24 protein-coding genes and 1 riboswitch are annotated in these 24,217 nt (G+C 29.2%); of the genes, 22 read left to right on the top strand and 2 right to left on the bottom strand.

All coding sequences use genetic code 11. From position 1 onward, the window contains the following. The first annotated feature begins 28 nt into the window (after nucleotides 1-28). Nucleotides 29-472 carry a C-GCAxxG-C-C family (seleno)protein gene (locus ACZ5TJ_RS13430; RefSeq protein ID WP_464200375.1) on the top strand — a complete coding sequence of 148 codons (444 nt, stop codon included), beginning with the start codon at nucleotides 29-31 and terminating at the stop codon, nucleotides 470-472. Then, nucleotides 463-1,359, top strand: a complete 897-nt coding sequence (locus tag ACZ5TJ_RS13425; RefSeq protein ID WP_464200374.1) for a DNA-3-methyladenine glycosylase family protein — start codon at nucleotides 463-465, stop codon at nucleotides 1,357-1,359. Before ACZ5TJ_RS13430 ends, ACZ5TJ_RS13425 begins: the two co-directional genes overlap by 10 nt. A gap of 64 nt (nucleotides 1,360-1,423) precedes the next feature. Here the strand turns inward: ACZ5TJ_RS13425 and ACZ5TJ_RS13420 are convergent, their stop codons facing one another. Then, nucleotides 1,424-1,714: a hypothetical protein gene (locus tag ACZ5TJ_RS13420; protein WP_045725942.1), complete on the bottom strand. Its 291-nt coding sequence runs from the start codon at nucleotides 1,712-1,714 to the stop codon at nucleotides 1,424-1,426. Nucleotides 1,715-2,057: 343 nt separating this feature from the next. On the opposite strand from ACZ5TJ_RS13420, the gene groES reads away from it, so the two are divergent. The 16 genes from groES to guaA all read left to right on the top strand — a co-directional run bounded on the left by groES (nucleotide 2,058) and on the right by guaA (nucleotide 18,017). Then, nucleotides 2,058-2,342: a co-chaperone GroES gene (gene groES / locus ACZ5TJ_RS13415; protein ID WP_039313133.1), complete on the top strand. Its 285-nt coding sequence runs from the start codon at nucleotides 2,058-2,060 to the stop codon at nucleotides 2,340-2,342. A 15-nt stretch (nucleotides 2,343-2,357) separates the two neighbouring features. After that, a complete protein-coding gene (gene groL / locus ACZ5TJ_RS13410; protein ID WP_045725940.1) occupies nucleotides 2,358-3,983 on the top strand; it encodes a chaperonin GroEL in 1,626 nt (541 codons plus the stop codon). Between the two features lie 302 nt (nucleotides 3,984-4,285). Next, a complete protein-coding gene (locus ACZ5TJ_RS13405) occupies nucleotides 4,286-5,974 on the top strand; it encodes a GspE/PulE family protein (RefSeq protein WP_464200373.1) in 1,689 nt (562 codons plus the stop codon). Nucleotides 5,975-5,999: 25 nt separating this feature from the next. After that, nucleotides 6,000-7,211 carry a type II secretion system F family protein gene (locus ACZ5TJ_RS13400; RefSeq protein WP_464200372.1) on the top strand — a complete coding sequence of 404 codons (1,212 nt, stop codon included), beginning with the start codon at nucleotides 6,000-6,002 and terminating at the stop codon, nucleotides 7,209-7,211. A gap of 12 nt (nucleotides 7,212-7,223) precedes the next feature. Further along, complete coding sequence (locus tag ACZ5TJ_RS13395) at nucleotides 7,224-7,619, top strand: type II secretion system protein (RefSeq protein ID WP_464200371.1); 396 nt, start codon at nucleotides 7,224-7,226, stop codon at nucleotides 7,617-7,619. Nucleotides 7,620-7,659: 40 nt separating this feature from the next. Beyond that, nucleotides 7,660-8,133, top strand: a complete 474-nt coding sequence (locus ACZ5TJ_RS13390; protein ID WP_464200370.1) for a type II secretion system protein — start codon at nucleotides 7,660-7,662, stop codon at nucleotides 8,131-8,133. Nucleotides 8,134-8,199: 66 nt separating this feature from the next. Continuing rightward, nucleotides 8,200-8,964, top strand: a complete 765-nt coding sequence (locus ACZ5TJ_RS13385) for a prepilin peptidase (RefSeq protein WP_464200369.1) — start codon at nucleotides 8,200-8,202, stop codon at nucleotides 8,962-8,964. Nucleotides 8,965-8,985: 21 nt separating this feature from the next. Continuing rightward, a complete protein-coding gene (gene pilM, locus ACZ5TJ_RS13380) occupies nucleotides 8,986-9,993 on the top strand; it encodes a type IV pilus biogenesis protein PilM (RefSeq protein ID WP_464200368.1) in 1,008 nt (335 codons plus the stop codon). A 3-nt stretch (nucleotides 9,994-9,996) separates the two neighbouring features. Then, complete coding sequence (locus tag ACZ5TJ_RS13375; RefSeq protein ID WP_464200367.1) at nucleotides 9,997-10,584, top strand: PilN domain-containing protein; 588 nt, start codon at nucleotides 9,997-9,999, stop codon at nucleotides 10,582-10,584. Next, nucleotides 10,565-11,233: a hypothetical protein gene (locus ACZ5TJ_RS13370; RefSeq protein WP_464200366.1), complete on the top strand. Its 669-nt coding sequence runs from the start codon at nucleotides 10,565-10,567 to the stop codon at nucleotides 11,231-11,233. Before ACZ5TJ_RS13375 ends, ACZ5TJ_RS13370 begins: the two co-directional genes overlap by 20 nt. A 28-nt stretch (nucleotides 11,234-11,261) precedes the next feature. Next, entirely contained in the window at nucleotides 11,262-11,780 is a 519-nt protein-coding gene (locus tag ACZ5TJ_RS13365; protein ID WP_464200365.1) for a prepilin-type N-terminal cleavage/methylation domain-containing protein, read from the top strand. 17 nt (nucleotides 11,781-11,797) lie between these two features. Continuing rightward, nucleotides 11,798-12,250: a prepilin-type N-terminal cleavage/methylation domain-containing protein gene (locus tag ACZ5TJ_RS13360; RefSeq protein ID WP_464200364.1), complete on the top strand. Its 453-nt coding sequence runs from the start codon at nucleotides 11,798-11,800 to the stop codon at nucleotides 12,248-12,250. 54 nt (nucleotides 12,251-12,304) lie between these two features. After that, complete coding sequence (locus ACZ5TJ_RS13355; RefSeq protein WP_464200363.1) at nucleotides 12,305-13,456, top strand: hypothetical protein; 1,152 nt, start codon at nucleotides 12,305-12,307, stop codon at nucleotides 13,454-13,456. A 115-nt stretch (nucleotides 13,457-13,571) separates the two neighbouring features. Continuing rightward, on the top strand, nucleotides 13,572-14,672 hold the full coding sequence (locus ACZ5TJ_RS13350) for a pilus assembly PilX N-terminal domain-containing protein (RefSeq protein WP_464200362.1): 1,101 nt from the start codon (nucleotides 13,572-13,574) through the stop codon (nucleotides 14,670-14,672). 100 nt (nucleotides 14,673-14,772) lie between these two features. Further along, a riboswitch (purine riboswitch) is annotated at nucleotides 14,773-14,870 on the top strand. 116 nt (nucleotides 14,871-14,986) lie between these two features. Next, entirely contained in the window at nucleotides 14,987-16,441 is a 1,455-nt protein-coding gene (gene guaB / locus ACZ5TJ_RS13345; protein ID WP_464200361.1) for an IMP dehydrogenase, read from the top strand. A 136-nt stretch (nucleotides 16,442-16,577) separates the two neighbouring features. Next, the gene (gene guaA / locus ACZ5TJ_RS13340; RefSeq protein WP_464200360.1) at nucleotides 16,578-18,017 is read left to right on the top strand and encodes a glutamine-hydrolyzing GMP synthase; all 1,440 of its coding nucleotides are present in this window, start codon (nucleotides 16,578-16,580) and stop codon (nucleotides 18,015-18,017) included. A gap of 74 nt (nucleotides 18,018-18,091) precedes the next feature. On the opposite strand, the gene ACZ5TJ_RS13335 is transcribed toward guaA, so the two are convergent. Further along, nucleotides 18,092-18,955 carry a 5'-nucleotidase, lipoprotein e(P4) family gene (locus ACZ5TJ_RS13335; RefSeq protein ID WP_464200359.1) on the bottom strand — a complete coding sequence of 288 codons (864 nt, stop codon included), beginning with the start codon at nucleotides 18,953-18,955 and terminating at the stop codon, nucleotides 18,092-18,094. Nucleotides 18,956-19,345: 390 nt separating this feature from the next. Between ACZ5TJ_RS13335 and ACZ5TJ_RS13330 the strand changes: the two genes are divergently transcribed. The 4 genes from ACZ5TJ_RS13330 to ACZ5TJ_RS13315 all read left to right on the top strand — a co-directional run bounded on the left by ACZ5TJ_RS13330 (nucleotide 19,346) and on the right by ACZ5TJ_RS13315 (nucleotide 24,183). Further along, complete coding sequence (locus ACZ5TJ_RS13330; protein ID WP_464200358.1) at nucleotides 19,346-20,698, top strand: glucose-6-phosphate isomerase; 1,353 nt, start codon at nucleotides 19,346-19,348, stop codon at nucleotides 20,696-20,698. Nucleotides 20,699-20,701: 3 nt separating this feature from the next. Then, nucleotides 20,702-21,145, top strand: a complete 444-nt coding sequence (locus tag ACZ5TJ_RS13325; protein WP_464200357.1) for a YaiI/YqxD family protein — start codon at nucleotides 20,702-20,704, stop codon at nucleotides 21,143-21,145. Nucleotides 21,146-21,338: 193 nt separating this feature from the next. Further along, complete coding sequence (locus tag ACZ5TJ_RS13320) at nucleotides 21,339-23,339, top strand: triple tyrosine motif-containing protein (protein ID WP_464200356.1); 2,001 nt, start codon at nucleotides 21,339-21,341, stop codon at nucleotides 23,337-23,339. A gap of 127 nt (nucleotides 23,340-23,466) precedes the next feature. Continuing rightward, nucleotides 23,467-24,183 carry a pseudouridine synthase gene (locus ACZ5TJ_RS13315; RefSeq protein WP_055208530.1) on the top strand — a complete coding sequence of 239 codons (717 nt, stop codon included), beginning with the start codon at nucleotides 23,467-23,469 and terminating at the stop codon, nucleotides 24,181-24,183. The last annotated feature ends 34 nt before the right edge of the window (nucleotides 24,184-24,217 follow it).

Below are 24,217 nucleotides of genomic sequence, written 5' to 3'. Positions count from 1 at the left end.
TAAAGAATTATTAGTAGGAGAATTAAATATGTTAATTGATAAGGCGATAAAATTATGGGATGAGAAATATGACTTAAACTGTGCTGAGTGTATACTTTATGCGGCTAACGAAGAATATAACTTATGGTTATCTAAAGAGAGTCTTAAAATAATGTCAGCATTCGGTGGTGGAATGGGAATTGGAAGTACATGTGGTGCAGCAACAGGCGCATTAGCTGTAATTGGAATTATGTTTACTAATGATAGAGGACATGAAAGTCCAATAGTTAGACAGTTATCAGTTGAATTTATGGAAAGATTCAATGAGAAATTTGGAAGTTTAGATTGTAGAGACATAAAGATTAATCAAATTCCAGAAGAAAAGACATGTACTGATATGATTAGAACATCTGCAAATATACTTGAAGAGATAATAAGGGAAAGAAAAGATTATATAAAATACAATAGAGAAGGTGAAAAACAATGGATTTAAAAAATGTTATTTATGAAGATGATAAAGTTATATTAGAAGGAGTTAAAAACTTTAACATAAAACAAATATTAGAATGTGGTCAATGTTTTAGATGGGAAAAAAAGAGTGATACAGATTACATAATAATTGCATTTGGAAGAGTAATTGAAGTTGTTCAAGATGGTGATAAAGTTACTATATTAAATACTAATGAAGATGATTTTAAAAACATTTGGATTAGTTATTTTGATTTAGAAAGAGATTATAGCAAGATAAAAGAAGAATTATCTAAAGATGAGATACTAAGAAAGTCTGTAGATTATGGCTATGGTATAAGAATATTAAATCAAGAGCCATTTGAGCTTCTTATAAGTTTTATAGTTTCAGCAAGAAATAGTATACCTTCAATTAAAAAGACTATAAAGAAAATAAGTGAACGTTTTGGCGAAGAAATTAATTATAATGGAGAAACATTTTATACTTTCCCATCACCAGAAATGATAAAAGATGCAACATTAGAAGAAATACAAGAAACAGGAGCTTCATTTAGAAGTAAATATATAGTTGATACAATAGAAAGAGTTAATGAAGATTTAGAAAATAATGAAGGTACATTTAATTTAGAAAGAATAAAAGCTTTAAATGATGATGAGTGCCATGCTGCACTTCAAGAATTTAAAGGTGTTGGTGCTAAAGTTTCAGATTGTATTATGTTATTTTCTATGGGAAAACATTCAGCTTTCCCAGTAGATGTTTGGGTTAAAAGAGCTATGATGCATTTTTATAATGCGGAGGAAGGTTCTTTAAATAAAATAAGAATATTTGCAAGAGATAGATTTGGAGATTTATCAGGTTTTGCACAACAATATTTATTCTATTATGCGAGAGAAAATAATATAAAAATTTAAAGCGAATTTAATAATTAAATTATAAAAAGTCTAGAGGGATTTTTACTTCTAGACTTTTATTATTTTAAAATCTTCTGTTTTTAGATTTTTTAATCGGGATAATTGTATCTCCAGGCATTTTTTTTATAAAATTTAAGTATTTTTTTATTCCATCATCACTCTGTAATCTTTTAATAGAAAATAACCTTGCAGCAAGTTCTCTATTGCTATAAAGTGCGTGGATTTGTGTGTGGCACATCTTGCAAAATTTTGCTGTATCATAATGTTTGCCACCACGTTCTTTAGGAATTAAATGATGTTCTGTTATAAAAGGAACCTCTCTATTACATAATTCACAAATATGTTTTTCTGACATATAAATTCCCCCTTTTAAGAAATTTATATATGTATTATAACAAGAAAATATTTTTTTATCAAAAGAATAAATTGCTATTTTAGTTGTATATAAATGATTTAGTTTATGGTAAAATAAGGAAAGTGGATTTAATAAATAACTTATTACAGTAATAAGTTATAAATATAAGAAAATTAGAGTAATATAGAAGTATATTGCTCTAATCTGGCATAAATAAAAATATTTAGGTAAAAATATTTTTATAAATATTTGAATTAAATAGATATAAAAGATATTATAATAATAGAATTAGCACTCTAAAGGATAGAGTGCTAAAAATAATTATTGTTTAGGAGGGTTTATTATGGCGATAAAACCATTAGGAGACAGAGTTGTCATTAAAAGAATGGAAGCAGAAGAAAAAACAAAGAGCGGAATAGTTTTAACAGGAACTGCGAAAGAGAGACCACAAGAAGCAATAGTTATTGCTGTTGGTCCTGGAGCTATTTCTGATGGAAAAAGAATAGAGATGGAAGTTAAAGTTAATGATAAAGTACTTTATTCAAAGTATGCAGGCACAGAAGTTAAAGTAGATGGAGAAGAATTTATAATATTAAAGCAAGACGATATACTTGCGATAGTGGAATAGGAGGAGAGAGTTAGTATGGCTAAAATGATTAAATTTGGTGAAGAATCAAGAAGAGCAATGCAAATAGGTGTTGATAAATTAGCAGATACAGTAAAAGTAACACTTGGTCCTAAAGGAAGAAATGTTGTATTAGATAAAAAGTTTGGATCACCACTTATAACAAATGATGGTGTTTCAATTGCAAGAGAAATAGAACTTGAAGATCCATATGAAAATATGGGAGCACAATTAGTTAAGGAAGTAGCAACAAGAACTAACGATGTTGCAGGGGATGGTACTACTACAGCAACACTTTTAGCTCAAGCTATAATAAGAGAAGGTCTTAAAAATGTTACTGCTGGAGCAAATCCAATGCTTATAAGAAATGGTATAAATATGGCTGTTGAAAAAGCAGTTAAAGAAATTAAAGATATATCAAGACCTGTAAATGGTAAAGAAGATATTGCAAGAGTTGCAGCAATTTCAGCAGCGGATGAAACAATAGGAAGCCTTATTGCGGATGCTATGGAAAAGGTAGGCAATGAAGGCGTTATAACTGTTGAAGAATCAAAATCAATGGGAACAGAATTAGATGTAGTTGAAGGTATGCAATTTGATAGAGGATATGTATCAGCTTATATGGTAACAGATACAGAAAAAATGGAAGCTGTATTAGATAATCCATATATTTTAATAACAGATAAAAAGATTTCTAACATACAAGAAATACTTCCTATATTGGAACAAATAGTTCAAGCAGGTAAAAAGCTTTTAATTATAGCTGAAGATATTGAAGCTGAAGCTATGGCAACATTAGTTGTTAATAAGTTAAGAGGAACATTTACTTGTGTTGCAGTTAAGGCTCCTGGATTTGGAGATAGAAGAAAAGAAATGCTTCAAGATATAGCAACTCTTACAGGTGGAGAAGTTATATCAGAAGAACTTGGAAAAGATCTAAAAGAAGTTTCATTAGAAAGTTTAGGTCAAGCCGAAAGCGTAAAAGTAAATAAAGATAATACAACTATAGTAAACGGAAAAGGTGCTACAGAACAAATTAAAGCAAGAATTAATCAAATAAAGAGTCAATTAGAAGAAACAACTTCAGAATTTGATAAAGAAAAATTACAAGAAAGACTTGCTAAATTATCAGGAGGAGTTGCAGTAATTAAAGTTGGTGCAGCAACTGAAACTGAACTTAAAGAAAGAAAATTAAGAATAGAAGATGCATTAGCTGCAACAAAGGCTGCTGTTGAAGAAGGTATAGTACCTGGTGGTGGAACTGCTTATGTTAATGTATTAAATAAAGTATCAGAGTTAACATCAGATATATATGATACAAAAGTAGGTATTGATATTATAGTTAGAGCATTAGAAGAACCAATGAGACAAATTGCAACTAATGCAGGTGTTGAAGGTTCAGTAATAATAGAAAAGGTTAGAAATAGTGAAGTTGGAATTGGATATGATGCTTTACATGGAGATTATAAAAATATGATAAAAGCAGGTATTGTTGATCCGACTAAGGTTACAAGATCAGCACTTCAAAATGCTGCATCAGTAGCTTCAACATTCTTAACAACAGAAGCAGCTGTTGTTGATATTCCTAAAAAGGAAGAACCTATGACTCCACCAGGAGGAATGGGTATGGATGGAATGTATTAAAATATAACATTCTATCTAGAATGAAAATGAATATTAATTAATTGTATTAAAATCGAACAATTTATATTAAAGAAGGTCTATGTGATATATAGGCCTTCTTTTTTTGTCGTAATTTATCTAAAGGTAAATGTTTAATAAAAATTTTAACAGAATATTCATTAACAGAATAATTATTGCAAATGTCATTTATTATAAATGGCTTGGTTGTCGAAAAGAATCGACAAAAAACTCCAAAATAATATTTTAATAAACTGTTAACTAATGTATAATAATAGTGAAGAAAATAATGGTTGGTGAATTTTATGAAGACAAAAATGAGATTAGGAGACATATTAGTTCAAGCAGGTAAAATTAAGAATTCTGATTTAGTTAATGCATTAAAAAAGCAAGCTGTTACAGGAAAAAGATTAGGGGAAATATTGCTTGAAGATGGACTAGTTTCAGAAGAGGATATACTAGCTGTTCTTGGGATGCAATTAGGCTTGCAAAGAGTAAGTCTAGAATTTGAAGTTATTGATACGAATAGTATAAGAAAAATACCAGAGGCAATAGCAAGAAAGCATGGAGTAATGCCATTTAAGATGAATGGTAATGATCTTACAGTAGTTACATCAGATCCATTTAATATAATGGCTGATGAAGATTTAAAGTTAGTTTCTGGAATGAACATAATAAAAGCTCTGGATACAAAACAATCTATAGAAGAAGCTATAAATAAGTATTATACAAAGCAATATGCAGAAAAAGTTGCAACAGCTCTTGGAATACAAGAAAAAGAACTTGCAAAAGCAAATATGCAAGAAAAAGCTGAAGAAGAGGAAATTAATAAAGAAGCTCCAGTTGTAAAACTTGTCGATACTTTAATTCAAAATGCAGTAAGAATGGGTGGTAGTGATATTCACATTGAACCATTTGAAAAAGAAATAAGAGTTAGAGTAAGAGTTGATGGAGAACTTCAAAGTATTTTAAGCATTCCAAAAGAATCTCAATCAACATTAATAACTAGAATAAAAATATTAGCTAACTTAAATATTGCAGAAAAAAGAGTGCCGCAAGACGGTAGAATAATAAAAAATATTGATGATAAGAAAATAGATCTTAGAGTATCAGTTCTTCCAACTGTAAATGGTGAGAAGGTAGTTATTAGAATACTTGCTTCATCACAAGCGTTAATTAACAAAGAAGCACTTGGTATGAAGAAAGACGATATGGAAAAGCTAGTTAAGTTAATGAGCATACCATATGGAATTATTTTAGTAACAGGTCCAACAGGAAGTGGTAAATCTACTACTCTTTATACAATATTAAGTGAGCTTAATACAATAGATAAAAATATAATTACCGTAGAAGATCCGGTTGAATATATGATGGATGGTATTAATCAAGTTAATGTAAATGCAAAAGCCGGAATGACTTTTGCATCAGGTCTTAGATCAATACTTAGACAAGACCCAGATATTATAATGCTTGGGGAAATAAGAGATGGAGAGACAGCTGAAATTGCAATAAGAGCTGCAATTACAGGTCACGTAGTTTTAAGTACACTTCATACAAATGATGCACCATCTAGTATTGCAAGACTTGCTGATATGGGAGTTGAACCTTATCTTGTATCTACATCAGTTACAGGAATAATCGCTCAAAGACTTGTAAGAAGAATATGTACAAACTGTTTAAAAGAATATGAAGCAACAGAATATGAGAAAAAGGTTCTTGGAGTACCGATTACTACAGATTTAAAACTAGCTAAAGGTGAAGGGTGTCCATCGTGCAATAATACAGGATATAAAGGTAGAGTTGGTATATATGAAATCATGGAAGTAGATAGAGAAATTAGAGATGCAGTGACAGAAGGTAAAACTTCCGATATGGTTAAGGATATAGCAATTAAAAATGGTATGAAAACATTAAATAGTGCTTGTAGGGAACATGTCATAGATAAGGTAACAACTGTTGATGAATTAATGAGAGTTGCCTTTTTAAGAGAATAATACTTAAGAAAGGAATAAGTGGTATATGGCTATTTATAAATATGAGGCTAGAAATGTTGAAGGTGTTGCTATAAGTGGAACACTTGAAGCACAAGCTAAAAGTGAAGTCGTTAATAGTCTTAGGCAAAGGGGATACTTCCCAACAAAGATATTTATAGAAGATAAAAGTAAAGATATTAATATTGAATTATTTAATAAAGTTACGTTAAAAGATTTATCACTATTTTGTAGACAATTTGCCTTTGTAATTCAATCAGGAACACCAATGCTTAGAGCAGTAGAATTATCGATGCAACAAACGGAAAATAAAAAACTTAAAGAAATATTAGGAAGAGTTTATGACCAAGTCCAAAAAGGAAGAAGTTTATCTGATGCATTTAAGTTTGAAGAAGAAATTCCAGGGTTGATGACAAATATGATTGCAGCTGGAGAGGCTTCAGGAAGACTTGAACATATAATGAATGAGCTTTCAGAATATTATAAAAAGCAATATAAACAAAAGCAAAAAGTTAGTCAAGCTACAATGTATCCAAAAATAATAGTGGTATTTACAATAATGGTTGTAAGTTTTTTACTTGTTAAAGTTGTACCAGATTTCGTACAAAACTTAGGATCTGCTGGCGGCGAATTACCTGTATTTACAAAAATTCTTGTAGCGATAGGAGAGTTTGCAAAAAAAACATGGATATTCTTCTTGATAGGAGGACTTCTTGCTTATGGATATAAAGTATTTTTCTTAAATAAAGATGAAAATTATAAGTTGAAATCTGGTAAAAGAAGTCTTGAAGGAAGAATATTTGGAAGAATAAATAGGCAACTTGTTGCAGGAAGGTTTGCAAATACTTTTTCAATACTTACTTCATCAGGTCTTGGAGTTATTCAGTCTTTAGAAATAGCAGGACAAGTTTTAGAAAATTCTTATATAGAAAAAAAACTTAATGAAGCAAAAGAAGATGTTAAGAAAGGTCATCCAATAGGTAAAACTATTGAAGATCTAAACATATTTCCAGTAATGTTAACTCAAATGGTAACAGTTGGAGAAGAAACAGGAGCGTTAGAAGATATTTTAGTTAAAACTTCCGAGTTTTATGATGGTGAAGTTGAAGCAGCAATAGAGAAGATGACAACAATGATAGAGCCAATACTTATAATGGTTCTTGCAGTAGTTGTACTATTTATAGTAATGGCATTACTACTTCCAATGTTCAATATGATGGATGCTGTTCAAAAGATGTAGGGAAAGTGTAGTATGAAAAGATATAAAAAAAGAGCATTTACACTAATAGAACTTGTTGCAGTAGCAGCAATACTTGGAATATTGAGTGCTTTGTTAGTACCTAAAATTACTGGATATATAAAGGAAAGTAAAAAAGCTTTAATAATAGATCAAGCAAGAAAAGCAAGACAAGCTGTAGAAACATATGAAATGCTAAATGAAAAGGAATTTAAGGATAAAGACGTAGCTGGATGTACTAAAAATACAATAAAAGCAGTTCTTACATTTGATGAAACTAATAAATATTTAGAGGGTGAGAAATTAGACAAGCTAAAAGAAGACATGACAATGGATATTGTTTATGAAATTGTTGAAAATAGAGTTGATTTTACTATTGATGCTTTAGGAAGATTTGAAAGAACAATATAAAAATCACTTTATATATAAAAAAATTAGGGAGGTATAATTTATGAAAATTTTAAACAAAAACAAGAAAAAGAAAGGTTTTACTCTTATTGAGTTAATTGCAGTTGTTGCAATCATAGGTATACTTGCGGCATTACTAGTACCAAAGATAACAGGATATATGAATGAAGCTAAGAAAACAAAGGTTATAGATCAATGTAGAAAAATAACTCAAGCTTCTGAAACATATGAAATGAGAAAAAGTGTAGATATAGATGATGATAATTCTACTGTAGATGAGTTAATTACAGGTACAGGTGTATCTATAACATCACCAACTACTCATACTTATGATCAAAAATATTTTTTACAATACTTAGATGGAGATGCTGCTTCAACAACAACATATACTGATACAGTTCCACAATTAGCTAATACAGAAGGTAAAGCGTTAACTTTAAAACAGTGCAAGGAAATAGTTGAAGGAACTCTAGACTTCAAAGTAAATACTGATGGAAGTTTTAAAGAAACAGTTTAATAATTAAAATACTAAAAAGCTCCTTTAAGGAATTAAAGGAGCTTTTTATAAAAATAAGGAGAAAAAATGGAGATAATTATAGGGAGTTTAATATTTTTATTAGGTATAGTAATAGGAAGCTTTTTAAATGTATGTATATTTAGAATACCAAAAGAAGAATCTATATCATTTCCACCAAGTCATTGTGGAAACTGTAATACAAGGTTAAAGGGAAAAGATTTAGTGCCAATATTTAGTTATATTTTTCTAAAGGGTAGATGTAGATACTGCAAAGAAAAAGTATCAATTCAGTATCCATTAATTGAAGGATTTACAGGAATCCTTTTTCTAATTTTATACTTAAAATTCGGACTAACATTAGAATTATTTAGTTACATAACATTAACAGCAATACTTATAGTAATTGGAATTATAGATTTTAAAACACAATATGTATATACTTCAAACATAATTACAGGGATAATATTTGGAGGAGTATTTATAATATTAAGCTTTATTTTAGGCGAGAAAGTAGACTTAATAAATGTAGTTCTAGGAGCATTTATTCCAGCTTTAATACTTGTAATAATAGTTTGGACAACTAATGCAATGGGGTGGGGAGATGTAGAGATTATATTCATGACAGGTATTTTCTTAGGCCTAAAGCTAAATTTATTAAATTTATTTATCTCAATAGTTATTGGGGGAATTTATGCAATTTATTTAATGATCTTTAAAAAGAAAAGTGGAAAAGAAGAGATGGCATTTGGACCATATATTGCGAGTGCGACATATATAACTATTTTATTTGGTAATCAAATGCTTGATTGGTATTTGGGGACTTTTTTTTAGAATTAGAAAGGGTGGATGAGAATGTTTGAGAAAGATATTATAGCTATTGATATGAATGAAGAGAAAATATCAATTCTTATAGGGAACAAATATAAAATAAGTGATGGAATTATAATTGATATGCCAAAAGGAGCTTATGTTGATGATGAAATCATTGATACTGAAAAGATAGGGGAATTGATTTCACCTTTTATAAAGAAGGTAAAAGGAAAGGTTAAAGAAGCTGCATTTTGTGTAAGAGGTCAAAATTTAATTACAAGGCATTTAGTTCTTCCATACATGAAGGAAGAAGCTATGAGAGATTCAATTGAATTTGAGCTTAAACAATTTATAGGAGAAAGAATTGATGAGTATTACTTTGATTATGAAATAGTTCATTATGATAAAAATCAAAATAGTGGAAATGCAGAAGTATTACTTGTTGCAGTAGAAAAAGATAAAGTTGATAAATTGATGAAACTTGCAAGTAATTTAAAGCTTACTGTAAAAGCGATTGATATCTATGCTAATACAACAGCAAGAATTTTTAAATATTTAAAAACAAGTTTTATAAAAAGGGTTAAATCATCAGGAGTTATAACAATAGATGGTCATTCTAATTCAATGATTATTATGGAATGGGGAAGACTTTCACTAGAAAAGTATCAAGGTTATGGTATGTATAAAGCGAGTGAAGATGGTATAACAAATCAAGATTCTTATAATAAGTTTTTACAAAGCATAGATCTAACAGAAGTTAGAGAAGAAGAAGAAAAGTATGATAGATTCTTCCAATCTCTAATATCTCAGTATAATTCTCTTATTCAATTCTATACATCAGGAAAAGTAAAGAAGAATTTAGATAAAATATATGTTGCAGGAAGTGCAAGACATGTAAGAGGAATTAATAAGTATTTAGAAGTTAATTTTGGAACTAAATTTGGAGAACTTCCAAGCTTTAAAGATTTTAAGTTTAATGTAAAAGCACCGAAGAAAATAGAATTAGAAGAATATATGAATGCCTACGGACTATTACTAAGAAGGGAGTAATTAATGATGAAGGAGTTAAATTTATTACCACAGTCTTATGCAAGTCATAAGAAAATAGTAAAACAAAAGAAGAAAATAGCTACTGGAACATTAATTGGGGGAGTAGTAGTTTTAGGTGTTGTTGGATTTATTTTTGGCCAAGAAACTTATTTAAACATTAAAAAATCAAAATTACAAAATGAAATTAGTACAAGTAGGGAACTTGTTGCTAAAAATGAAAAACTAGTAAATGATATAGCTTTAACAAAGCAACATATAGAAAAAGCTGAAACACTTAAAGGAATGAAAAATAAGGACACAGATGGTGTAATAAATGAGATATCAAAATTATTCCCTGGGGATGTTAAGATTGACACTTTAAATTATCAAAATAATGTTTCTTCGGATAATAGTAATGTTATTGCAATTATTAATATGTCTGGAGTAGCTAAATCAAAAGGAGATATTGAAAACTTCTGGGCTAACTTAAGAGAACATGAACAATTTAAAGACTCACATATTGCAAGTATAACTGAAGGAAAAGATGGATACGCATTTACTATAGATTTATCTGTGAAAGGAGTAGTTAAAGATGGCTCTGAAGACAAGTAATAGAGAACTTTCTAAAAATGAAAAAATACTATTAGGAGGGTTATGCGTAATTGGTATTGCTTTTTTAGTTAATACACTTATTATTGAACCTAATAATAAAAAATTAAAACCATTAAAAAGTGAGATAAGCACATTAGAAAAACAAATAACGAATTTAAAAACAATTAATTTAGATATTGAAAAAAATGAACAAGAGCTTAAAGTTTTAAAGGATAAATATAATGAAGCATCAGAAACTATACCAAGAACAGATAGATATCCACAAGTTGTTAAAGATTTAGAGGAAATGGCAGGAAGAGCTGGAGTTAAAATAAAAACAGAAAGTTTTAGTAAGCCAGCTGTATTTTCAAATGAAGAAGAAAATCAAAATAACTCGGAGCAAGCACAAACACAAAATAATAGTACACTAAATCAAATGAGTGGACTTTCATCTTTTACAGTTAATTTAACTGTTGAAGGTGACTTTAATAAAGCTATGAAGTTTATAGACGAACTTGAAAATGATAGTAGAATATTAGAAGTTAAAGATTTTTCAAGTAATGATAAATCAACTAGTATAACTATTGCATACTTTATTGCAGGTGGAGATGAAGTAGAGGAATTTGACTTTAATAATGGAAGCTATGGAAAAGGAAATATATTTAGATAAAATATTTATTTAATTCGGAGGTTAATATATGAATTTTAAAAAGAAAAAGGGTTTTACTCTTATTGAAATGATAGCAGGACTTGCTATTTTTGTAATTGTATTAACAACTGCAACTAGCTTAATAATAACATTATTTAAATATAATAGCATAAATAAAGAGACCTTCGATTCAAATAGTAAGTCAAAAATATTCTTTGAAACAATTAGAGGAAATAGACCGAGCAATATATATACTTATCCATCCGATAATAACTATTATATTGCATTTAATGATGATAATGATTTAGTTGTTGCAACTAAAGATAATTTATTAAAGAATACGTTGAATTCAACTAGTTCATATGTTATGGGTAAATGCAATGATGGAGATGGATTAGCAGCGTTAAAGGCAAAACCAGGGGTTATAGATAAGAAATATATATTAAAGGTTAAGTCTAAAAAAAACACAACTCAAAAAGTATATGAATTTGATGTTTCTACTTGGAATATTCCTAAAGGAGAAACTAGCATTATAGAAAGAAAAGCTCTTATATCAACAGAGAAATAATGAGGTGAAGGGAGTTTATGAAAAAGAAAAAAGGGTTTACATTAATTGAATTAATTGCAGCTATAGGAATATCTGCAATTTTAGGAGCTTTAGCATTATCATTATTTTCTTCATCAAATAGAATGATTTTAAGAGCAAGTAAGGATAATATAATGCAAGATGAAGCAAGAATAATAATGGATGCTATAGAAAATGACTTAAGAACTGCAAAGCCTATTAACATTATTACAGATGGAGTTGAATTTTCAAAAACTGTTTCAGGAACAACAAAAACTTATAAATATATTAAGAGTGGAAGTGAAATTAGAAAAACAGAAGGTTCAAATGTATTATCGATACCATCAAAAAATGTAGAAGAATTTAGGATCACATCTGGAGGGGCAGGTGACCATTATAATATTTATCTGAAACTAAAAAGTGGTTCTGAAGAATATGAGTTTTCTTCTGTAGTTGTTCCTAGAAATAAATAGTATTTTATTAAATTATTAATAACATAAGATGGGGGCTATGGAAGGAGAACGATTATGAGAGAAAAAAGAAAAAAACGTGGTAATACTATTTTATTAGTGCTTGCAATATCTATGATTTTAGTTTTGACGGCAGGAGTAACTGTAACTAGTATACTTAATACAACAAGATTAAATCATGGTTCAAAAATAATAGATGATTTAGTATATGCAAGTGAAAGTGGGTTAGAGCTTGGAATAGGTGAAGTAAGAAGTGGAAACTTAGTTTTTAATGAGAGTAAAAAAACTGATGGTACAAGGTTTGATGGAATATTAAAAACTGATGTAGTAGATAGAGTAGACATATCATCTACAAAAATATCAGACACTGAATATGAGCTTGAAAGTATAGCCTATTCTAAAAGGAATACAAATGTATTTAAAAAGGTAAAAACTAAAATACAAAAAAATAATATATCAAATTCAATTAATCCAAGTGGGGATATAATGAAAAATGGATTAGGTGTAGGTACAGGGAATATAGCTATAACAGGTAATAATGGTGCGTATGTAGATTTAGGGAGTACTAATGTAAATTCTCCCAATGATATTGATTTATCTGGAAATAATGTGAATTCAAAACCTCCAAAGGAGGAAAATGTAAATAAACAGCAGTATAATAAACTCCAAATTGATAATTCAAAAATTGAGCACAAAGATAAAGTGGAAGTTAGTTCTTTTTCACAATTATTAACTGAAGCTAAAGATATTACAAGTGGGATTAAAGCTAATAATGGAATAGGTAAAATAATTTTTAATGGAAAGATGAATGGTGGAAGTTCTCATACATATACAGTATTAATTATAAATGCAAAGGAACTAGTAATTAAAAATGTAGTTCCTGAGATGTTAAATACAACAGCTATATTAACAAATGCTGATATTTTATTAGATGGAGTAGCAGTTCACGCTGTTGATTCAACTATATTTGGAAATAAGATTAAAATTGCAAATGGTGGCTCTTTAACTATTAATGGATCTTTTCAACATACTCCAACTTATGGTGCTGGATGGGGAATATCAGAAGATAGTATGAAAGAGCTAAGTAATGTTATAAAGCAATATATAACAAATTGGGGTGCTCCATCAACTGGTGGTGGAAGTAATAATGGAAGTGGTTCAACATCAAGCGATTTTGAATTTGTAGATGGAACATTTGAATATGAATAATTAGACTTTTAAAATACATCATATATTAAATTGTATGATGTATTTTTATAAATATCTTATGGATAATATTGTAAATGTTATTATAATATTTACTTAAAATAAAAGGGGGAAAGGTATGGGGAAGAGAAAAAAGAAAGGGAACACAATCTTATTAGTATTAGCTATAGTATTAATAATAACTGTAGCTAGCGGTGTAACGGTATCAGCTATAATTAATACGACTGGGATGAATCAAAACGTAAAAACTTATGAAGACCTATTATATGCGGCAGAAAGTGGGGTTGAAGATGCGTTTAGTAGAGTAAAAAGTAAAGTTATAAATTTAGCAGTAGGAGATCCAGATGTAAACTATGATATAAATAGTAATTTTGTATCGCAAGGAATAGAAGTTAATATAACAGTAAATAGGCAACCAGACAAATATTTAGTTAAAAGCGTTGCTAAAAAAGGTAGCAAAGAAAAAATAGTAGAAGCAGCTTTAAATATAACAAAATCATATGTTCCATCAACTAATCAAGTATTTAAATATATTTTATGTTCAAATGAAGTTAATATAAAATGTACTGGACCATTATCAAATGCTATAACACTATGGAATGTAAAAGATAAGTCAACTAGTAAAATAATACACAATATATCAGATGTTAATAATATAAATAGTGGAACAGAAATAAATAGTCATGTAGTTGATAATGCTTTCACTGTTCCGCAATTTAATTTTACAGCCTCTGATAGTCTTATTGTAAGTGGTGTTTCAGAATTAGATACTAAAAGTGCAGATATTAATTCAGGAGTTAAAAAAATCCTATTTAAGTCAGAAAAAAATGAAGATTTCGATGTTTATTTAGTAAATTTAAAAGATCCAGATGATTATTTAGAATTTAGAACATCACAATTAAAATTAGATAAGACTATAATAGTAACTAACAGAACTATTAAGATAAATAATAATACAGGAACATTAGTTGGAGCACCTACGGTTGATTTAAATAAATCCACTATACTTGCAAATAAAATGGAGTATATTATATCTTCTTTTGCATCACAATGGAGACTAATACAAAATGATGCACCAAACGGAGGTCATGATGCTTTAAATACAAATGATATAACTAAATTAAATAATTTAATAGGAGCAAATTGTACAAATTGGGGAAGTTCTGTAAGTACCCCAGGTGGAGAAACTGTAACAATTGGAGACATAGAATATAAATAAATGATAGAAAACAGTCATAGAAATTTTTTTATGACTGTTTTATTTCATTTAAGTTAAATAAATCTATTGACTTAATTCATCAACTAATTTATAATTATCATAATTTAAAAACGAACAAACTCATATATCCCCTGAATATGGCAGGGAGTATCTACCGGAAACCTTAAATTTCTGACTATGAGTGAAATTGATGTACCGTGCTAATTTAACATAGAATTAGTTTAAAGGCATATTGACTTCACTTATGAAGCTAATATGTCTTTTTTTATTATATAAATATATTACATAGTGTTTAGAAGGGGAGGAAAATAATTATGGCAAGAATTTTAAAACAAGCTTATACATTTGATGATGTACTATTAGTTCCAAATAAATCAGAGGTGTTACCAAATCAGGTTACATTACAAACTAATGTAACAAAAACTATTAAATTAAATATTCCTTTAATAAGTGCAAGTATGGATACTGTAACTGAATCTAAGATGGCAATTGCTATGGCAAGAGAAGGTGGTCTTGGAATTATTCATAAAAATATGAGTATAGAAGAACAAGCTAAAGAAGTAGATAAAGTAAAGAGACAAGAAAATGGAGTAATTACAGATCCAATATACTTATCACCAGACCATACACTTCAAGATGCAGAAGAATTAATGTCTCAATATAGAATATCAGGTGTTCCAATAACAGTTAACGGAAAACTAGTTGGAATACTTACAAATAGAGACGTAACTTTTGAAGAGGATATGACAAAGAAGATATCAGAAGTTATGACAAAAGAGAACTTAATAACTGCGCCAGAAGGAACTACAATTACAGAAGCTAAAGAAATATTAAAGAATCATAAGATAGAAAAACTTCCTCTAGTAGATAACGAAGGAAACTTAAAAGGACTTATTACTATAAAAGATATAGAAAAAGCAAGAATATTCCCAAATGCAGCTAAAGATAGCAAAGGAAGATTATTATGTGGTGCTGCTGTTGGTGTAACTAAAGATATGATGGAAAGAGTTGATGCTTTAGTTAAAGCTAAAGTTGATATTATTACAATTGATACTGCACATGGACACTCAAGAGGTGTATTAGAAGCAGTTAAAAGAGTAAAAGAAAAATATCCAAACCTTCAAGTAATAGCAGGTAATGTGGCAACTAAAGAAGCTACAGAAGATTTAATAAAAGCTGGTGCTGACTGTGTTAAAGTTGGTATAGGACCAGGATCAATATGTACAACAAGAATAGTTGCAGGTGTTGGAGTTCCACAACTTACAGCTGTTATGGATTGCGTAGAAGTTGGTAGAAAATATGGAGTTCCTGTAATTGCAGATGGTGGAATTAAATATTCAGGTGATGTTGTTAAAGCTTTAGCTGCTGGTGCTTGTGCTGCTATGATGGGTTCATTATTTGCAGGATGTGAAGAAGCTCCAGGAGAAGTTGAAATATTCCAAGGTAGAAGCTATAAAGTATACAGAGGAATGGGTTCTTTAGGGGCTATGGCTAAGGGGTCTAAGGATAGATATTTCCAAGATGGAAATAAGAAATTAGTTCCAGAAGGAATTGAAGGAAGAATAGCATATAAAGGATTAGTTTCAGATACTATATTCCAAATGCTTGGAGGAATAAGAGCAGGTATGGGATACTTAGGATCAAAGGATCTTGAAATTTTATACAATACAGCAACATTCGTAGTTCAGACTTCAGCAGGTCTTAGAGAGAGTCATCCACATGATATAAACATGACAAAAGAGGCTCCAAACTACAGCGTAATGAAATAATTATTAAATATAACGAAATATAACAATAAAAATTTTAAAAATATTCGTATTAGAAGAGAGTTTTCTCTTCTAATATGGTATAATAATTATATAGAAACAAGTAAGAAAATATAATTTATACGTCTAGGAGGAAAGCATGAAAAAAGATTTAGTTCTAGTTATTGACTTTGGTGGACAATACAATCAATTAATAGCAAGAAGAGTAAGAGAATGCGGAATTTATTGTGAAATAATCCCTTATACTTATACTCTTGAAAAAATAAAAGAAAAAAATCCTAAGGGAATAATATTTACTGGTGGACCAAACAGCGTTTATGGAGAAAATGCTCCAAAGCTTGATAAAGAAATATTCAATATGGGAGTTCCTATACTTGGAATATGCTACGGAGACCAATTAATGGCTCACACATTAGGTGGAGAAGTTAAGACTGCACCAGTTAGAGAATACGGAAAAACTGAAATTAACTTAGATAGCACTTCAAAATTATTTAAGGGAATTGAAAATGTAGGAAGCTGCTACATGAGTCATACAGATTACATAGAAAAAGCTCCAGAAGTAGAACATACTTTATTTGGACAAAAAATGATTCAAAACTTCTTATATGAAATTTGTGGATTAGAAAAGTCATGGACAATGGCTTCATTCGCAGAAGAAAAGATAAAAGAAATTAAAGAATTAGTTGGAGATAAAAAAGTATTATGTGCATTATCAGGTGGAGTTGATTCATCAGTTGCAGCTATGATAGTACACAAAGCAATCGGACACAACTTAACTTGTATCTTCGTTGATCATGGTCTACTTAGAAAAGATGAAGGAGATACTGTTGAAAGAGTATTTAAGAAAGAGTTCGATATGAACATAATAAGAGTTAATGCTCAAGATAGATTCTTAGGTAAACTTAAAGGAGTTTCAGATCCTGAAACTAAGAGAAAGATAATTGGAGAAGAATTCATAAGAGTATTTGAAGAAGAAGCTAAAAAGGTTGGAGAAATTGACTACTTAGTTCAAGGAACAATTTATCCTGATATAGTTGAAAGTGGAACTGATACTTCAGCTGTAATCAAGTCACACCACAATGTTGGAGGACTTCCTGAAGATATGGAATTTGATCTAATAGAACCTTTAAGAGAATTATTTAAAGATGAAGTTAGAGCAGTTGGAGAAGAACTTGGAATACCTCACAAATTAGTATGGAGACAGCCATTCCCAGGACCAGGTCTTGCAATAAGAGTTCTTGGAGAAATAACAGAAGAAAAGCTTGAAATAGTTAGAGAAGCTGATGCAATATTCAGAGAAGAAATTGCAAATGCAAACCTTGATGAAACAATATGGCAATACTTTGCTTGTCTTCCAAACATCAGATCAGTTGGAGTTATGGGAGATGAAAGAACATACTGTCATACAATAGCACTTAGAGCTGTTACTTCAAATGATGCTATGACATCAGAATGGGCTAGAATACCATATGATTTACTAGACCTTGTAAGTAGAAGAATAGTTAATGAAGTTAAAGGAGTTAATAGAATCGTGTATGATATAACTTCTAAGCCACCAGCAACTATTGAATGGGAATAAGATAAATTAATATACCAAAATAAGAGTATGAATTAATTCATACTCTTATTTTTATAAATTTTAATTCTATAGAATTATTTAAAAGATTTTATAGAATTTAATCTATCTTGTATTTTTTCACTAGGAGTTTTATTTGAGTTATATCCATAAAGGGCATTTTCAAAATCGCCATAAACTGGGTTAGGTAATACTATGTACTTACTTCCAAAATATTTACTTTGTTCTTTTACTATTTTATTTCTTTCTTCATTTGATTTGTTATAATAACCATTTGGAAAATCACCTAAATTATCTCCACAATACATTGCAAGATTATATTTTTCTTTGATTTTATTCCATCTAGGGGCCTTGTCACTATCGTTTGTTTTTAATAGTATATGTTCTTTGTCAGAATTTACAAAGCCTAATTTTTTCATATTTTTAATTGTAGCATCTAAGTGAATATCTTCTTTTCTATTAGATACATAGAATACTTCTATACCTTTACTTTTTGCATAATCAGTAAACTCTTTAGCCCCTGGTATTGCTTTAGCATCTGCTTTTTGAATCCATTTATTGAAGTTTTCGCTTGAATAAGGATCACTATGTTTTATTTCATAGCCAGCATGAGGTGAATTATCAATAATAGTTTCATCAATATCTAATGTAACTGCATAAGGTTTAGTAGTTTTTTCTTTTACTAATTTATCTACATAATTCATTGCTGAATTATACGCTTGGTATCTTAAGGCATTTACCTCACCAGAATTTTGCTGCCAAGCTACAGCTAAAAGATTTCCATTGACAAAATCTTTATTTGAAGCTTCAGAAGAAGTATTAACTTCAACTGCATTAGGGAGCTTATGATTATTATTGTCTACTATATAAGTAGCACTGCTACCTACGCCTAAACCGATAATTAATGAAATAAGCACAGCTTGAAATCTAGAATTTTTCATAAAAATCATCCTTTCTTTAAAAATTTTATAAGTATAATATCAATAAAAATTAATTTATATTGGAGTATTGATTAAAAAAGTAAGTATAAATTTAATAAAATAAAAAACAAATTTTTACTATTAAAATAAAAAATTTCATATTATTTTGTTGGTATAGAAATATATGCTAATTAGGTTAATTATAAGTATGGAAAATTTAAATTATTGTTAATATTACGCTTTTATATGTAAAGGATATGTTGTACAATATATGAGTAATGCCCTTTTAATTAAGAAAGTTTATAAGATTTTTTTAATCAAAAGGAATTGTGGGTTATAAATATATACTTTACAGCATAAGATAAATTTATGCTGAGAATAAACTACTTATAAAAAAAGGAGGACGCGATTATGACTAAAGGACTATCATTAGACTTATCTAAAGTAGCTCCATATCTACAAATGGAAGAAATAGAATACATGGAGGATTTAGTACAATCAGCACACAAGAAATTACATGAAGGTACTGGTGCAGGAAATGACTTTTTAGGTTGGATTGACCTACCAGTTAACTATGACAAAGCAGAATTTTCAAGAATTAAAGAAGCTGCAAAGAGAATTCAAGAAACTTCAGAAGTTCTTGTAGTAATAGGAATAGGTGGATCATACTTAGGAGCTAGAGCAGCTATAGAAATGCTTACAAATAACTTCTATAATGTATTATCAAAAGAAGATAGAAAAGCACCTCAAATATTCTATGTAGGAAATAATATAAGTGCAACTTACATGAAACAATTATTACAAGCTGTAGAAGGAAAGGATATTTCAGTTAACGTAATATCAAAATCAGGTACTACAACAGAACCTGCTATAGCTTTTAGAATATTTAAAGACCTTTTAGAAAAGAAATATGGAAAAGAAGAAGCTAAGAAGAGAATTTACGCTACAACAGATGCTTCAAAAGGAGCTCTTAAAACATTAGCTGATGCAGAAGGATACGAAACATTCGTAATACCTGATAATGTTGGAGGAAGATTCTCAGTTTTAACAGCAGTTGGGTTACTTCCAATAGCAGCTGCTGGAGTTGACATCGACGAAATGATGAAAGGTGCTGCTGATGCAAGAGAAACATACATGAATCCTTCAGTTAAGGAAAATGATTGTTACAAATATGCAGCAGCTAGAAATGCTTTATACAATAAAGGAAAATTAATAGAAATATTAGTTAACTATGAACCATCACTTCACTACTTCAATGAATGGTGGAAACAATTATACGGAGAATCAGAAGGAAAAGACAACAAGGGTATATTCCCAGCAGCTGTTGATTTCTCAACTGACCTTCACTCAATGGGACAATACATCCAAGAAGGAAGAAGAGATCTTTTCGAAACTGTTATAAATGTAGAAGAAGCACAAGAATCAGTTATAATAGAAGCTACAGAAGACAATATAGATGGATTAAACTTCTTAGCAGGAAAAGATATGAACTTCGTAAACCACAAAGCATTCCAAGGAACATTATTAGCTCATAATGATGGTGGAGTTCCAAATATGGTATTAAACGTTCCAGAATTAACTCCATACTACTTTGGACAAATGGTTTACTTCTTCGAAAAAGCATGTGGAATAAGTGGTTACATCTTAGGTGTTAATCCATTTAACCAACCAGGTGTTGAAGCTTACAAGAAGAACATGTTCGCTTTACTTGGAAAGCCAGGATATGAAGATCTTAAAGCTGACTTAGAAGAAAAGTTAAAATAATATATGAAAATAATAATTGATGGAGATGCTTGCCCAAGCATCTCCAAAATTGAAAATTTAGCAAAAGAATATGCAATAGAAGTAAATATATTTGTTGATATCCATCATTATATACAAAGTGATTATTCAAAAGTTGTAGTTGTTGATAGTGGCTTTCAAAGCGTAGATATGTATGTAGTAAACAATTCTAAAGATGGTGATATTGTAATAACTCAAGATTATGGGGTTGCAGCAATGTGCCTTCCAAGAGGTTCTAAAGTAATAAGTCCTAAAGGGAAAATTTATTCTGAAGAAAATATAGATTTATTATTAGAACAAAGACATGTATCTCAAAAAATAAGAAAAGCTGGTGGTAGATTTAAAGGCCCTAAGAAAAGAAGCTTTGAAGATGAAGAAAGATTATTAAACAATTTAAGAGCAATAATAGAATATAATTTAAATTCTTAAGACTTATATAAAATAATTTTGATATTTTATATAAGTCTTATTTTTATATATTATAAAGAAAATAATCTATTTATATAATCATAGTATGAAATGATGTATAATAAAAAAGAGAATTATGGAAAAATATTTACAAAAAATGGTATTGTAGTATAATAGAATAAATGATAGGAGTTTTTTATATGGGGTGAAGTGTATGGGTGGAATGAATATTTTATTTGATAAAAAAAGTCCTCAGCAAGCTAATGAAAATATTGAGATTGCTGTTGAATTTGAGGAAGAGATAGATTTTAAAGTTATAATTGGTAATGATGGAGTATGGAATACTATAAAGGAATTTAATAATAAAAGTTCTTGCGTTTGGACTCCAAAAGAAGATGGAAACTATATGGTCATGGTACAAGGTAAAAGAAAGGGTTCGGATAAACCATTTGAATATTTAGCAAGAGAAGAATATATAATAGGAAAGTACGCAGGGGAAGATAAAGTGATTAAGGATATTATTATAGGTAAAGAAGAATATTTTATTGGAGAAAAAGCAAATATAGAAGTAATAGGAGAAGAGGGAACGTTATTATATAGATTTTGGAGAAGAGCTGAAGTTGGTTGGGAACCAATTAGAGACTATTCAACAAATAATATATTATTATATACCCTTACTAAAGAAGGTAAAGAAGAAATTCTAATAGAATGTAAAAGAATTGATTCTAAGGAAAATGTAGATGATTTTAAAATAATAAAAATTAATGTAAAAGAAAAAAATAAAATTGAACTGACTGATTTTAAGTGCTTAACAGAACAATTATTATTAAATGAAGAGCTAGTATTTAAGGTTGAAACATCTTGTGGAGAAGAGAGACCTCTTTTATTTAAATTCGTAAGAATGGATAGTGAAGGAAGAGTAGTATGCATACAAGATTTCTCATCAAGAAGAATAGTTAGCTTCCAAGAAAGTGAACCTGGTGAGTACAAGCTATTATGTTTAATGAGAGATATTTTCTCAAATAAAGAATACGATGATAGAGCCGTTATGGTGTATAAGGTAACTCCATACAATGAAGTTAAAATAAGAAGCTTTAAAGCAGATGTAAAATCTCCACAGGCTTCAGGAACAGATATAACATTTAAAGCTGAAGCTAAAGGTGGAAGAGAACTAGTTTATAGATATATAGTTGAAGGTCCTATAGCAGAAGATTCATGTTATACAAGAAGCAAAGAGTTTTATTGGTGTCCTAAAGAAGAGGGATCATATAAAGTAACTTTATATGCTAAAGATATTTCTTATGAAGGAGACTATGAAGATAAGAAAGTAATATTATTTGATATTGATAAAAAAAGTGATAAACCAATAAGAATTTTAGATGTAATTTCAGACCAAAGAAGAGAAGCGTTAATAAAGACGCCAATAAACGTTAGAGTAATAGCAGAAGGTGGCTCAACACTTTTATATGAGTTTGTAATACTTAGAGATGGAAGAGAAGTTGACAGAATAGATTATGGGAAAACAAATTGGCTTAACTTCACTCCAGAAGAAAAAGGCGATTATGAAATTGATATAAGAGTTAAAGATAAATTCTCTTTAGAAGATTATGATGCACAATCAAGTTTATTTATAAATATTAAAGATTATATAGCAGCTAGTATAGATTATATATTACTACCATGTAAAGAAACATTTTTAGTTGGAGACAAAATTGATGTTGAAGCTATAGTTCAAAATACTAAAAATGTATTAGTTAATTTTGCAACTAAAATAAATGGACATGAAGTTGAAGAAACAGGTTTTATGAATAACAAAAAGCTTGTTGTAAAACCAAAATGCGCAGGTAAGTATACTTTTGAAGTATATGCTAAAAATATTAAATGTGAAGGTATGTATGATACTAAAAAGGAAGTAAGCATATATGTTCATGAAGCAACTCCAGTTACTGATACGAAGATAACTGTTGGTAAAGAAGGAATTATACAAAATAAAGAAGTTAATTTCTGGGCTGAAAGCTCAGGTGGAAAAGATGTTTGTTATGAGTTTTACTTAATGGAAAAAGGAAATTGGGTAAAAGCTCAAAGTTATAGTAAGAAAAGATATTATACATTTATTCCATTCTCAAAAGGAAAGTACAAAGTTATGGTTCTTGCAAAAAGTTTTTATAAAAGAGTTAATTATGAAGATTATTCAGTATATGAATTTGAAGTATAAAAGAAGGTGGTTTAAAATGCCACTTTCTTTTACTTTTTATATTAAACTAAGTAAAATTGCTTTTTCATTAAATTAATAATACAATAAGATGAAACTTAATTAAGGAAAGTAAGAGGTGTTTATAAAGGTGCAAAGATTAGATAAGATTATATCAAATTTAGGATATGGAAGTAGAAAAGAAATAAAAGCTATAGCTAGAAAAGGCTTAATAGAAGTTGATGGAGTTATAGTAAAAGATAGTTCTATGAATGTTGACCCAGAAAAGTCAGTAATAAAAATAAATGGAGAAGAAATTTTCTATAGAGAGTACATATATCTTATGATGAATAAACCAGATGGTGTTATATCTGCAACTCATGATAATAGAGATGAAACTGTTATAGACCTTTTAGAAATTGACCATCAAGCTTTTGATCCTTTCCCAGTAGGAAGATTAGACAAAGATACAGTTGGATTATTATTACTAACTAATGATGGGGAATTAAATCATAGATTAATATCTCCTAAATGGAAAGTCGATAAAGTTTATTATGCTAAAATAGATAAGAAAGTTACAGAAAAAGATATTGAAGCATTTAAGAAAGGTATAACATTAGATGATGGTTATGTTTGCAAAGAAGCAAAACTTGAAATATTAAATGCATCAGATGAAGGTTCAGAAATTAACTTAACAATTCAAGAAGGAAAGTTCCATCAAGTTAAAAGAATGTTTGAAGCTGTTGATAAGAAAGTTGTATATCTTAAGAGAATAGAATTTGGTGGATTAAGTTTAGATGAAGAGTTAGAAGAAGGCGAATATAGAGAACTGACAGAGGAAGAATTAGCCCAATTAAAAAGCTTTTAACGAATGATGGGAAAGACTGCAAGAAAATCATTCA

The sequence above is a fragment of the Clostridium budayi genome, from assembly GCF_055396605.1.
This window is presented reverse-complemented; position numbering and strand designations above follow the sequence as displayed.

Bases quoted from the DNA above. Each gene is read 5' to 3' on its own strand.
- ACZ5TJ_RS13430 (WP_464200375.1), top strand. From the start codon at position 29: ATGTTAATTGATAAGGCGATAAAATTATGGGATGAGAAATATGACTTA.
- ACZ5TJ_RS13425 (WP_464200374.1), top strand. From the start codon at position 463: ATGGATTTAAAAAATGTTATTTATGAAGATGATAAAGTTATATTAGAA.
- ACZ5TJ_RS13420 (WP_045725942.1), bottom strand. From the start codon at position 1,714: ATGTCAGAAAAACATATTTGTGAATTATGTAATAGAGAGGTTCCTTTT.
- groES (WP_039313133.1), top strand. From the start codon at position 2,058: ATGGCGATAAAACCATTAGGAGACAGAGTTGTCATTAAAAGAATGGAA.
- groL (WP_045725940.1), top strand. From the start codon at position 2,358: ATGGCTAAAATGATTAAATTTGGTGAAGAATCAAGAAGAGCAATGCAA.
- ACZ5TJ_RS13405 (WP_464200373.1), top strand. From the start codon at position 4,286: ATGAAGACAAAAATGAGATTAGGAGACATATTAGTTCAAGCAGGTAAA.
- ACZ5TJ_RS13400 (WP_464200372.1), top strand. From the start codon at position 6,000: ATGGCTATTTATAAATATGAGGCTAGAAATGTTGAAGGTGTTGCTATA.
- ACZ5TJ_RS13395 (WP_464200371.1), top strand. From the start codon at position 7,224: ATGAAAAGATATAAAAAAAGAGCATTTACACTAATAGAACTTGTTGCA.
- ACZ5TJ_RS13390 (WP_464200370.1), top strand. From the start codon at position 7,660: ATGAAAATTTTAAACAAAAACAAGAAAAAGAAAGGTTTTACTCTTATT.
- ACZ5TJ_RS13385 (WP_464200369.1), top strand. From the start codon at position 8,200: ATGGAGATAATTATAGGGAGTTTAATATTTTTATTAGGTATAGTAATA.
- pilM (WP_464200368.1), top strand. From the start codon at position 8,986: ATGTTTGAGAAAGATATTATAGCTATTGATATGAATGAAGAGAAAATA.
- ACZ5TJ_RS13375 (WP_464200367.1), top strand. From the start codon at position 9,997: ATGATGAAGGAGTTAAATTTATTACCACAGTCTTATGCAAGTCATAAG.
- ACZ5TJ_RS13370 (WP_464200366.1), top strand. From the start codon at position 10,565: ATGGCTCTGAAGACAAGTAATAGAGAACTTTCTAAAAATGAAAAAATA.
- ACZ5TJ_RS13365 (WP_464200365.1), top strand. From the start codon at position 11,262: ATGAATTTTAAAAAGAAAAAGGGTTTTACTCTTATTGAAATGATAGCA.
- ACZ5TJ_RS13360 (WP_464200364.1), top strand. From the start codon at position 11,798: ATGAAAAAGAAAAAAGGGTTTACATTAATTGAATTAATTGCAGCTATA.
- ACZ5TJ_RS13355 (WP_464200363.1), top strand. From the start codon at position 12,305: ATGAGAGAAAAAAGAAAAAAACGTGGTAATACTATTTTATTAGTGCTT.
- ACZ5TJ_RS13350 (WP_464200362.1), top strand. From the start codon at position 13,572: ATGGGGAAGAGAAAAAAGAAAGGGAACACAATCTTATTAGTATTAGCT.
- guaB (WP_464200361.1), top strand. From the start codon at position 14,987: ATGGCAAGAATTTTAAAACAAGCTTATACATTTGATGATGTACTATTA.
- guaA (WP_464200360.1), top strand. From the start codon at position 16,578: ATGAAAAAAGATTTAGTTCTAGTTATTGACTTTGGTGGACAATACAAT.
- ACZ5TJ_RS13335 (WP_464200359.1), bottom strand. From the start codon at position 18,955: ATGAAAAATTCTAGATTTCAAGCTGTGCTTATTTCATTAATTATCGGT.
- ACZ5TJ_RS13330 (WP_464200358.1), top strand. From the start codon at position 19,346: ATGACTAAAGGACTATCATTAGACTTATCTAAAGTAGCTCCATATCTA.
- ACZ5TJ_RS13325 (WP_464200357.1), top strand. From the start codon at position 20,702: ATGAAAATAATAATTGATGGAGATGCTTGCCCAAGCATCTCCAAAATT.
- ACZ5TJ_RS13320 (WP_464200356.1), top strand. From the start codon at position 21,339: ATGGGTGGAATGAATATTTTATTTGATAAAAAAAGTCCTCAGCAAGCT.